The sequence below is a fragment of the Ramlibacter aurantiacus genome (genome assembly GCF_016722895.1).
GTDB lineage: Bacteria > Pseudomonadota > Gammaproteobacteria > Burkholderiales > Burkholderiaceae_C > Ramlibacter > Ramlibacter aurantiacus.
The window spans coordinates 201,503-212,703 of record NZ_JAEQNA010000002.1 but is presented as its reverse complement, the minus strand read 5'-3'; the positions used below and the strand labels follow the sequence as shown (position 1 = coordinate 212,703).

At 70.2% G+C, this 11,201-nt stretch carries 6 protein-coding genes; 1 reads left to right on the top strand and 5 read right to left on the bottom strand.

What is annotated here, in order from left to right:
* From JI739_RS08785 to JI739_RS08765, 5 genes are all read right to left on the bottom strand, one after another.
* On the bottom strand, nucleotides 1-2,129 hold a 2,129-nt coding region (locus JI739_RS08785), incomplete at its 3' end, for a N,N-dimethylformamidase beta subunit family domain-containing protein (RefSeq protein ID WP_354003696.1).
* Nucleotides 2,130-2,265: 136 nt separating this feature from the next.
* Nucleotides 2,266-3,282, bottom strand: a complete 1,017-nt coding sequence (locus JI739_RS08780; protein ID WP_201683513.1) for an SDR family oxidoreductase — start codon at nucleotides 3,280-3,282, stop codon at nucleotides 2,266-2,268.
* 229 nt (nucleotides 3,283-3,511) lie between these two features.
* Nucleotides 3,512-3,958 (bottom strand): tellurite resistance TerB family protein, encoded by a 447-nt coding sequence (locus JI739_RS08775; protein WP_201683512.1) that lies wholly within the window; start codon nucleotides 3,956-3,958, stop codon nucleotides 3,512-3,514.
* Nucleotides 3,959-4,018: 60 nt separating this feature from the next.
* Nucleotides 4,019-6,088, bottom strand: a complete 2,070-nt coding sequence (locus tag JI739_RS08770; RefSeq protein WP_201683511.1) for a hybrid sensor histidine kinase/response regulator — start codon at nucleotides 6,086-6,088, stop codon at nucleotides 4,019-4,021.
* A gap of 189 nt (nucleotides 6,089-6,277) precedes the next feature.
* Nucleotides 6,278-8,680 carry a DNA internalization-related competence protein ComEC/Rec2 gene (locus JI739_RS08765; RefSeq protein ID WP_435531596.1) on the bottom strand — a complete coding sequence of 801 codons (2,403 nt, stop codon included), beginning with the start codon at nucleotides 8,678-8,680 and terminating at the stop codon, nucleotides 6,278-6,280.
* A 157-nt stretch (nucleotides 8,681-8,837) separates the two neighbouring features.
* Between JI739_RS08765 and JI739_RS08760 the strand changes: the two genes are divergently transcribed.
* The gene (locus tag JI739_RS08760) at nucleotides 8,838-11,192 is read left to right on the top strand and encodes a PAS domain-containing protein (protein ID WP_201683509.1); all 2,355 of its coding nucleotides are present in this window, start codon (nucleotides 8,838-8,840) and stop codon (nucleotides 11,190-11,192) included.
* Nucleotides 11,193-11,201 lie beyond the last annotated feature (9 nt).

The following is an 11,201-nucleotide window of genomic DNA, read 5'->3' as shown; positions in this document are numbered from 1 at the left end:
ACGATGCTGCCGGCGGGATAGGACTGGCCGTTCACCCAGTTCGGATAGCTGCAGGCTGCCGGTGCAGGCGCCGGTGCAGGTGCAGGTGCAGGTGCAGGTGCAGGCGCCGGTGCGGGTGCGGGTGCGGGTGCGGGTGCGGGTGCGGGTGCGGGTGCGGGTGCGGGTGCGGGTGCGGCCACGCAGGTGTAGGGCTCCCAGTAGTAGGTGCTGATCGTCGGGTTGTAGCCGGGGTTCGCGTACTTGGCCCTGTAGAACGCGCCTTGGTAGGTCACGATGCTGCCCGCCGCGTAGTTCTGTCCGTTGACCCAGTTCGGATAGGTACAGGTCACCGGCGCCGGAGCCGGAGCCGGAGCCGGAGCCGGAGCCGGAGCCGGAGCCGGCGCCGGCGCCGGCGCCGGCGCCGAGCCGGCGACCGTCACCGAGACGACCGCCGTGCGTGCGCTTTCGGTGCTGCCATTCACGGCACTCACCTGGTAGTAGTAGGTGCCGGCTGCCAGCCCGGTGTCGGCGAAGCTGCTCGCGCTGATGCCGCTGCGCCAGGGTAGGCTGCCGATCTCGTCGGGCGAGGTGCCCCGGTACACGTTGTAGGCGGTGGCGCCGGTCGGACCCGTCCAGGAAAGGTCCACGCGGCCGGTGCCGGCCACGGCGCGCAGGTTGGTGGGCACCAGCAGCGCCGCGCTGGCGAAGCGCGCCAGCACGTTGCGCGTGGTCTGCTTCACCACTTCGTTTTCCAGGTTGCGCCAGGCGTAGTTGTCCAGTCCCCAGTTCCACTGCATCGAGCCGGTGGCAAAGACGATGGAACCACTGGGTGTGGTGTAGGTCACCGCCTGCGAGCCGCCCCACGGATCGGGCGATTCGGTCAGGCGCCGCAAGCCGCTCGGAGAGTAGCCGTTGTTGAAGATCGCGTCGGTCTCATAGCCCAGCAGCCCAGGCAGGCGGGTGCCGGCCACCGCGCCGGTGTTGGCGAAGCTCCAGTGCGTGGGATCGTGGACCACCATGTCGCCGTTGAAGGGATCACCGTGGTACATCACGCCCACGAGCTCGTTCTCGGGACGCGCCACCGGATCGTCGACGCCGAAGATCGGGCGCAGGTCGCGAAACCGTGCGGTGATGTACCGGTCGTTGCTGCGGTCGCCGTCCAGTGCCAGCGGGTCCTGCGTCTGCGCGGCTTCCTTGTAGCCGACGATGGTGCGGTTCGCGCCACCACGCGCGTCGCCCTCCAGCCGGATCTGCCAGTAGGTCTGGTTGGCCGAGAAGAAGCCCAGGTGCACGCCCTGTGCCTGGGCCTGCTGCACGCCGGCCTTCATCTGGTAAGTCCAGTACTCGTCGTGTCCCGCGATCAACAGGGCTCGGTGCCGCGAGAGCCGCCCCGCGTTGGCGTGCACGTCGATGTTGGTGATGTAGCTGACGTCGTGGCCTTCGCGCTCCAGGAAGCGCAGGAAGTAGATCTCCCAATTGAGGAACTTGCCCGTGCCCGCGTCGGCGTAGCCCTGGCGCTTGTACGGCCGGTTGAACGACACCATGCGCGCCGGTGCCCCGCCACTGTTGTACGGGTAGAGCGACTTGCCGCCCCAGTTGTTGTAGGCCTGGTGGGTGGTGACCGCGCTCTGGAAGGTGAAAGGCGCGGTGGACGAATCGTCGCGCACCACGAACATGATGTAGCTCTGCGAGCCGCTGCTCGGCGTGAGCTTGGCCAGGTACACGCCGGTGGCCCAGTCGGTCTTGTCAGCGCTGTCGGGGATCGTGAGCCGATACGACTCGGACCAGTTGGCATCGATGAGCCCGGTGACCGGATCGGGCGCGGGCACCGGTTGGCGCGTGCCGGCGAGCGTCACCGAATGCATGCGGCGCGCGCCGGCGCCGCCGTACCAGCCCATGCGGTAGATGGTGAGCGTGTAGCTGGGCGCGGCGCTGCTGATGAAGAAGCGGATGGTCTCGCCCCGGTTGACGCTGGTGTGCGAGGCATAGCCCTCGACCGTGGGATTGTCGGCAAGCGCGGTGAGCGGCCAGCTCGAATCGCCGGGCTTGGCGTTTTCCGACTGGATGACATTCAGCTGCGCCCAGGCGCTCCCCGCCAGCAACAGGACCAGGGTCCCGATGCTGACCTGCGCCGCCCTACGAGCCGCCATGCTGAATCTCCCTGCTGCGACAGAAGCACGGCAGGGCACAGCGCCCAGGCCTCAAAAGCCGACTGTCGCCACTGAGCATCTCCTGGCTCGGCTTCGCCGGCAAGCACAGCAGCGGTTGATGTTCCAATTTTCAGACTCAAGAGGCCGCGACGGAGCCGGTCACCGGCAGGATGATCCCCGTGATGTAGCTCGCGCACACCGGCGCCGCCAGGAAGACGTACGCGGGCGACAGCTCCTCCGGCTGGGCCGGTCGCTTCATGTCGCTGCCCTTGCCGAACTGCGCCACCTTCTCGGCCGGCTGGTCGGCCGGGTTGAGGGGCGTCCACACCGGCCCCGGCGCCACGCAGTTCACGCGGATGCCCTTGTCCAGCAGGTTGCTGGCCAGCGACATGGTGAACGCATGGATGGCCCCCTTGGTCGCCGAGTAGTCCAGCAACTGGCCGCTGCCACGCAGGCCCACGACGGAGCCGGTGTTGATGATCGACGAACCCGGCTTGAGGTGCCCGATGGCGGCGCGGGCCATGTGGAAGTAGCCGAAGATGTTGGTCTTGAAGGTCTCTTCCAGCCGCTCGTCGGTGATGTCCTCCAGGCCGTCCGCGTGCTCCTGGAATGCCGCGTTGTTCACCAGGATGTCGAGCTGGCCCAGTTCCTTGACCGTGCGTTGCACCGCTTGCTTGCAGAACGCGGCGTCCTTCACGTCCCCGGCGATGAGGATGCAGCGCCGGCCTTCCTTCTCGACGCAGCGCCGGGTCTCCTGCGCGTCCTCGTGCGACGAGAGGTACACGATGGCCACGTCGGCGCCTTCGCGGGCGTACAGCACGGCCACGGAGCGGCCGATGCCGGAATCGCCCCCGGTGATCAGCGCCACCATGTCCTGCAGCTTGCCGCTGCCGCGATAGTCGGGCGCGTCGAAGCGCGGCTTCAGGTCCATGTGCGCTTCCAGGCCCGGCTTGGGCAGGTGCTGCTTGGGAAGATCCTCCGGCTGCGGCCGCGCGCCGGCCTGCATCGCCTGGTCCTTCTTCTGTTCGCCGCCCTCCTTGGCCTTCGCCTGGTCCTTGCGATCCTGCTCGCGCTGGATCTCACGCTGGTGTTCGGCGGCCTGCTGGATGTCGGCTTCGCGCGCACCCTGGCGCGCGGCGGGTTTGTCGCTCATGTGTTCGGCTCCTTGCAAAGCAAGCCGCCACTATTGCGGATGCGTCGCGCCGCCTGTGTAGCGAGACACTCCCGAGCGAGGTGGGATGGAACCTACAGCGCCGGCCCACGCATCCTGATGAGGCCGCCGCGCAGCGGCAGGCCGTTCCAGGGCCACCGCGGGACCGGCCTCGCCGGGCCGCTGGTGGCGCCCCCTCGAGGGGGAAGCGGCGCAGCCGCTTCGGAGGCGTTCAATCCCTTGCCCGCATCTTGGCAGCGATGTACTGCCCGTGCGTGACGTTCAACAGGCCCGCGATGCGCGACATCAGGTGGTTCTCGTGGTCGCCCAGGTGGTCGTCGGCATAGGCCACCCGCCACATGTACTCGACGATGCGGATCTTCTCGTCCGTCGAGAGCCGGTCGTTCAGCACCGAGGTGAACTGATGGAAGTCGGAAGCCGAGCGCGCATGCTCGTGCGCCAGGTCCAGCAGCCGGTCGAGCTCGTCGGGGGCCATGGGGTAGGTCCGGTTCATGGCATCGACCACCGCATCGCGCTCGCCCGCGCTGAAGCCGTCGTCGGCGCGCATGACCTCGACCAGCAGCACGGCCGTGGCCAGCTGAAGGGAGTGCTCGCGCTCAGGCGCGTTGCGGGCCGGAGCGAGGACGGAGTCGAACAAGTCCTTGATGGTGCGCAGCATGGCGTCATGCTAGCCCACCGAAGCCCCGGAAGACGGGTGAACCGGAGCCCTTGGCAGGCGCTACCGCGAAGCCAGCGCCATCAGCCGGGCCGGATCGACCGGCTTGGTCCAGTGCTGGTCGAAGCCGGCCTGTGCGGCGAGGTCCTTGTCCTGCTGCTGGCCCCAGCCGGTCAGCGCGATCAGCATGGGCTGGCGCACGCCTTCGAGCTTGCGGATGCGCCGGGCGGCTTCGTAGCCGCTGATGTCGGGCAGGCCGATGTCGAGCAGCACGACGTCGGGCCGGAATCTGCTGGTGGCCTCGACCGCGCCGATGCCGTCATGCACCACCTCCACTTCGTTGCCCGACATCACCAGCAGGTCCGCCACCGTGTGCGCCGCATCGATGTGGTCGTCCACCACCAGGATGCGGCGGCCCGGCCCGGCCGAGAGCTGATCGGGTGCCATGCCGCTGGCCGCCGGCGCGTCCGGCAGCTCGGCACGGTTCAGGCGGGGCAGCGACACGATGAACTCACTGCCCTTCTCCAGCCCTTCGCTGCGCGCTTCGACCCGACCTCCGTGCAGCCGCACCAGGCCTTCGACCAGCGACAACCCGATACCCAGCCCGCCCTGGCTGCGCTCGCCGGCCTGCTCCGCCTGGGTGAACAGGCCGAACACCCGGTCGAGCATCTCCGGGGCGATGCCGACGCCGTTGTCTCGCACCCGCACCACCAGCCAATCGGCTTCGGTCTCGACGGCGACCGAGATGCGCCCGCCGCGGCGGGTGTACTTGGCCGAATTGATCAGAAGGTTGGAAAAGATCTGCGACAGCCGCGCGGCATCGCCCAGCACTTCGGCCGGCTCGTCCGGAAACGTGAGCGTGAGCGTGTGGTGCGCGCCCTCGATCTGCGGGCGGCTGATCTCGACCGCCGAGTTGAGCACCCGAACCAGGCTGATCGGCTCCTTCTTCAACTCGAGCTTGCCGTTGCTGATGCGCGAGACGTCCAGCAGGTCATCGACCAGGCGCGAAAGCTGGCCCACCTGGCGCTCGATCATGCCGGTGACCTGCTCGACGCGGGCGCGGTCGTGCGGCACGCGCTTGATGATGGACAAGCCGTTCCAGATCGGCGCCAGCGGATTGCGCAGCTCGTGCGCCAGCGTGGCCATGAAGACATCCTTGGCCCGGTCCGATTCCCGCAGGGCGAGCATCAGGCGCGCGTTTTCGACGGCCACCGCGGCCCGGCGCGCCAGGTCCATCGCCAGCGCCAGGTCGTTCCGGTTGTAGCGACGGCCGGACTCCGAGGTGGCGAAGGTGAGCACGCCGAAAGGCTGCTCGCGTGCGCTGAGCGGAACGATGATGTAGGAGCACAGCTGCAGCCAGCGCAAGGCTTCACGGCGGCCGATGTCGGGAACGGACTTGTCGATGTTCTCCGGTGTGACCTCGGGCACCAGCAGCGGCCGGCCGGTGCGCAGCACATCCCACACGCCCCCGCTGCTGCGCGGGTCGGGCGGAAAGCGGCGGATGAGTTCCTGGGCCTGCTCGAGTCGCTCTTTCTGGGGATGGGCCATCGCCACCCGGTTCAGCGTCTGCCCCGGCTCCAGCAGGTCGACCGTGCACCAGTCGGCGAAGCTGGGAACCGCCAGCCGGGCGATGGTGTCCAGCGTGGCCTGCAGGTCCGAGACGTCGGCGAGTTCCTCGCTGGCGCGCGCCAGGAACTGCATGTCACGCGCCAGCTGTTGCCGCGCGACGTCTTCGCGGTGCTCCCGGCTCTGGTCGCGGACCACCTTGACGAAGCCGCTCGGCTGCTCGGCCGCCTCGGCCAGCCGCATCAATTCACCGGAGGCCCAGAAGCGTGCACCGTCCTTGCGCACGTGCCACCGCTCGTCGTTCGCACTGCCCCGGGCGCGCGCCACCTCGCGCTCCTGCTCGTCCACCCTCGCCTCGATGTCTTCCGGGGTGAACAGGCGGCTGAGCGGCTGGCCGAGCATCTCGTCCTCCGACCAGCCGAACACGCGTTCGGCCCCGGCGCTCCAGCTGGTGATGAGCCCTGTCTCGTCGCAGCTGACGATGGCGTAGTCGAGCGCGCTATCGACCATGCGCCGGTACAGATCGGCGCCGGCGGCGTCTACCGGTGAAGGGGGCTGCTGCTGCATAGACCTCGAAGGCGAGTGAAGAGAGGGTAGCGACAAATTCCAGAGCGAGGTGCGCTGCCGCCGCAATTCTCATACGGATGTCATCGGCAATCGACCACTTTCCAATCAGCTTCGAGCACCAAAGAATGCATGGGTTCGGCGCCGCTTGCGGAAAGTGGCAACGGATGCGACATCGCGCGGCGGCCTCACTCATTCGCCAGGCGCGACGTGGTGCCAGTAACGCCGCCGCTGCACGCGCTCGCAGTCCACGCGCAGCGGTTCGCGCGACCGCCAGTGCGCGGCGCCGCAATGCACCGTGGAAACGACCGTGATGCCTCGCTCCCGGTAGCGCGCCACCACGTCCGCGGCCGGGTGTCCGAAGCGGTTGGCCCAGCCCGCCTGCACCAGCGCCACCCGAGGTCGCACCAGGTCCAGGAACAGCGGGCTCGACGAGGTGCGGCTGCCGTGGTGCGGCACCAGCAGCAGGTCGGCGCGCAGCGGCGAAGCGTCGCCACTGGCCGCCCAGGTGGTGGCCAGCCGATGCTCCTGGGGGCGTTCGATGTCGCCGGCCAGCAGGGCGCTCCGGCCGCCGGCCGCGATTCGCAGCACGCAGCTCAAGGCGTTCGGCTTGGCCGATGGCGACTCGTGGTCCGCCGGCTGCGGGTGCAGGAACTCGAAGTCCACCCCATCCCAGCGCCACCGCCGGCCGGCCTCGCAGCGCCGCAAGGACCGCAGGGTCGAGAGTTCGTGGGCATCGTCGATCGAGCTCCACAGCTGCGCATCCGGGTGCGCGCCGAGCACGGCGGCCGCGCCCCCGCTGTGGTCGCTGTCGCGGTGGCTCACCACCACCACGTCCAGGCGCTCGCCCAAGGCCCGCAGCATCGGCACCAGCAGGCGCGAACCCGCCTCGGAGTCGGGGCTCCAGCGCGGGCCGGTGTCGTAGAGCAGGCTGTGGCCGGCCGTTCGCACCAGCACCGCGCTGCCCTGCCCCACATCGGCCGCCAGCAGCTCGAAGCCGCCTGGTGCAGGACGTGGCGCTTGCCAAAGCAGGACCGGCAGCAGCAGGGGCAAGCCCATCAGCCGCAGTGGCAAGGGAAGCCGCAGCACCAGCACCAGCCCGCCGGCGATCGCGGCCCATGCCAGCATGGTCGGCGGCGCGGCGATCGACCAGACGGCAAGCGGCCAGGCCGCGAGCACCTGCAACCCGGCCACGAGAAGCCCGACCGACCAACCCGCCAGGTCCCACAGCGGCGGCACCAGCACGCCGGCAAGCGCCAGCGGCGTCACGACCAGCGTCACCCAGGGAATGGCCACCAGGTTGGCCGGCAGGCTCACCAGCGACATCTGCCCGAAGAAGAGCAGCGTGACCGGCGCCAGGGCCACCGTCACGACGCACTGCTCGCGCAGCAGGTCCGTGAGCCGCCCGGCCGCGGGCCGCTGCGCCGCGAACAGCACGCCCACGGCGATGAAGCTCAGCCAGAACCCGGCCTGCAGCAGGGCCCACGGGTCCAGCGTCACCACCACCGCCCCGGCGAGCAGCCACACCAGGGGCCAGGGCCAGTGCAGGCCCGACAGGCGCAAGGCCGAGATCGCCGCCAGCATCCAGATCGTGCGCTGCGAGGGCACGCCCCAGCCGCTGAAAACCGCATAGGCGGTCGCCAGCAGCACACCAACGACCAGGCCTGCCTGTTGTGCGGCAAGCCGCAGGCACAGCCGCTCGCTGCGGCGCCAGCACCGCCCCACCCCCGCGGCGGCGAGCCAGGCGAACAAGGTGACGTGCAGCCCCGAGATGCTGACCAGGTGGGCCACGCCGGTGGCACGGAACACATCCCAGTCGGCCCGGCTGATGGCACGCTGGTCACCCACCGCCAGGGCCGCCACCACCCCCGCGTGGGCCGGGTCGGCAATGCGCGCACGGATCGCATCGCGCACCCATTGGCGCGAACGCTCGACCAGATAACGTGGGCTGGACCCGAGCTGGCGCGGGGGTGGTGCGGCCGCCGTGGCGCGCACGTGACCGACGGCGTGCAGGCCCTGCTCCCAGGACCACAGCTCGGCGTCGAACCCATGCGGGTTGAAGGCCCCGTGCGGTGCCTTCAACCGGACCACGAACTGCCAGCGGTCGCCTGCCCGCAGGCGCGGCAGGGCATCGGCCGAATCCTCGTTCCTGTCGGCGTACCAGCCGAGCAGCACGCGGGCGGGCACCGACACGGCCACACCGCCCGGCGTTCGCGCGGACTCGATATCGAAGTTGAACCCTTGCCCCCGCTCGAAGGGCTGCGGCAGGCCCGCGACCCAGCCGGTGACCCAGAGGTCACGCCCCTGCAGATCGGGCGAGAGCGCCTGCTGCGACCGCATCGAGGCCCGCCATTCGGCGGCGCCGAAGCCGATCCACACGGCCGCCGCCAGCAGCAGCAGTGGCCGCAGACGCAGGCCTCGCCACCGCCATGCCGCCCACGACAGCAGCAGGCCCGCGACCATGCAGGCCCAGCCGGTGGCAGGGGGCCCCAGCGACACCTGCTGCAGTTGCAAGGCCGCGCCGGCCACGACACCCCCCAGCACCCAGGCGAGACCCGTCCCGGCGCGGCCGGCCCCAACTGTGGCCATCGGCATTCCCCCTGATGGATTGGCAATACGAACAAACTCGTCGATCGGCATCGAATGACTACCTTTTTATACTCTGCGCTCGCAGCCCATCCTCAACAGCCATGCCCCTCCTCCTGCCGTCGCCCTCCGTGAACCAAGGCTTTCAACCGTGACGGCGACACCGTTGCGACTCATCGTCGCCGCCCACCAGGCCCGCGACCGCGAATGGATCGTCGAACTGCTGCGACTCGCGCTGGCCGACGCCCCCGAGTTCATCGCCGCCCCCACCGGCGAGTCGGCCCTCGCGCACTGGCGCCAGGATCCGCAGCGGCCGCAGGTCCTGATCGCCGCTCCGGTGGAAGACCTGGAGCCCGACGCCCTGATCCGGCACATGCTCGACCCCACCGGCATCACCGGCTGCCCCGTGGTCATGATCACGCCGGGGCACGGACGGGAAAGCGGGCCCGCCCTGCTGCGCGCGGGTGCGCAGGACTACATCGGCGAGTCCTGGCTCAGCCCCTACGTGCTGGCCCGCGCGGTGGAGAACGCGGGTGTGCGCTGGGCGGCCGAGCGCGAGTTGCGCGAGGCCCGGCACCTGCTGCAGGCCATCGTCGATGGCGCCGGCGCGCTCGTCTTCGCCAAGGACCTGCAGGGCCGCTACTTCCTGACCAACCAGGCCTGGCGCGAGCGCCTCGGCTTCGACGACGAACAGGCCGTGGGCGTGACCGACGATGCGGTGTTCGGGCCGTCGGTCGCTCCCGCGGTGCGCGAGAGCGACCGGCAGGTGCTGGCCACCGGGGAGCGGCAGGTCGCCGAGGAAACCTTCTGGCGCAACGGCCAGCGCGTGACCTACCTCGCCAGCAAGTTTCCGCTGGCCGACGCCGGCGGACGGCGCTGGGCGGTCTGCGGCGTCGCCACCGACGTCACATCGCTGAAGGAGGCGCAGGCCGCGCTGGAGGCGCGCGAGAGGGCCCTGCAGACGCTGGCCGACAACACGCCCGACATCCTGCTGCGCTTCGACGCCGCCCTGCGGCACGTCTTCGTCAGCGCCGCGGTGCAGGGCCTCACCGGCCGCGCGCCGCGCGAATTCCTCGGCCGCGGCATCCGCGAAGCCGGGTTGCCGGTGAGCCTGTGCGAACTGTGGGAAGCCGCGCTTCGCATGGCCTTTCACGAGGGGCGGCCGCAGACGGTCGAATTTCGCTTCGACTCCCCGGCCGGACCGCGCCACCTGACCGGGCGCTTCGTGCCCGAGTTCGACCCGGCCGGCCGCGTCGAGCAGGTCCTGGCGGTACTGCACGACGACACCGAACGCCAACGCGCCGCGGAAGACCTGCGCCGGCGCGCTCGCGTGATGGCACGGCTGGCCGACGCCTCCCGCCTGATCCATGCCAGCCTCTCGGCCGAGGAGATCGCCCGGGTGCTGGTGGAGCAGGCGCGCGACATCCTCGGCACCAGACAGGCGGTGGTGGACCTCGCCTGGGGCGACGAGCCCCTGCAGGTGGTCTCGTGCGATCACGAGACGCCGCCGTGGGGCGACGGCCGCAGCGCCGACGGCTGGCCCGGCGGCTCGCCGGCGCGGGGCCAGCTGACCGTTGCACTCACCAATCCACGCGGCAAGCCGGTGGGGCAGGTGCGACTGGCCGACCGGCTCGACGGCGAGTTCGACGCCGACGCCGAGGCCGTGCTGGTGCAACTGGCGGCCATCGCCTCCACCAGCCTCGAAAACGCGCGGCTGTATGCGGCACTGCGCCTGGCGGACCAGCGCAAGACCGAGTTCATCGCCATCCTGGCCCACGAGCTGCGCAACCCCCTCGCACCGATCCGCAACGGGCTGGAGATCCTGCGGCGCAAGGCCGAGCTGCGAGACTCCGCCGCGCGTGCCCGCGACATGATGGAGCGGCAGCTCGGGCACCTGGTGCGGCTGGTGGACGACCTGCTGGACGTCTCGCGCATCAGCCGCGGCAAGATCCAGCTGCAGCGCAGCCGGGTCAACCTGCAGGCCGTCATCGACAGCGCGCTCGAAGCCACCCAGGCCACGCTGGACGCGCACCGACACGAGCTGGCCCTGGAGCAACCCCACACGGCGCTGTGGACCGTCGGGGACTACACCCGCCTGGTTCAGGTGATGAGCAACCTTTTCAACAACGCCGCCAAGTACACGCCCACGGGCGGGCGCATCACGGTGCAGCTGCGCCAGAAGGGCCGGGAGGCGCGGATCCGGGTCAGTGACAACGGGGCCGGCATTCCGGGCAGCATGCTGCCGCACATCTTCGAGCTGTTCACGCAGGTGCGCGAGACCTTGCCGCAGGCGCAGGGAGGGCTGGGCATCGGCTTGTCGCTGGTGCGGCAGCTGGTGCAGCTGCACGGCGGTCGGATCGAGGCGCACAGCGACGGCCTGGGGCTGGGCAGCCGCTTCACCCTGTACCTGCCCCTCGACGACGGTGGCGCGACGGCCCCTGCCGACGAGCTCGCCGAAGCGGTCCTGCCAGGCGCGGACACGAGCAGCGCGGGCCCAGCTGTCGCAAGCGTCCTACGCTGAGCCAGCATG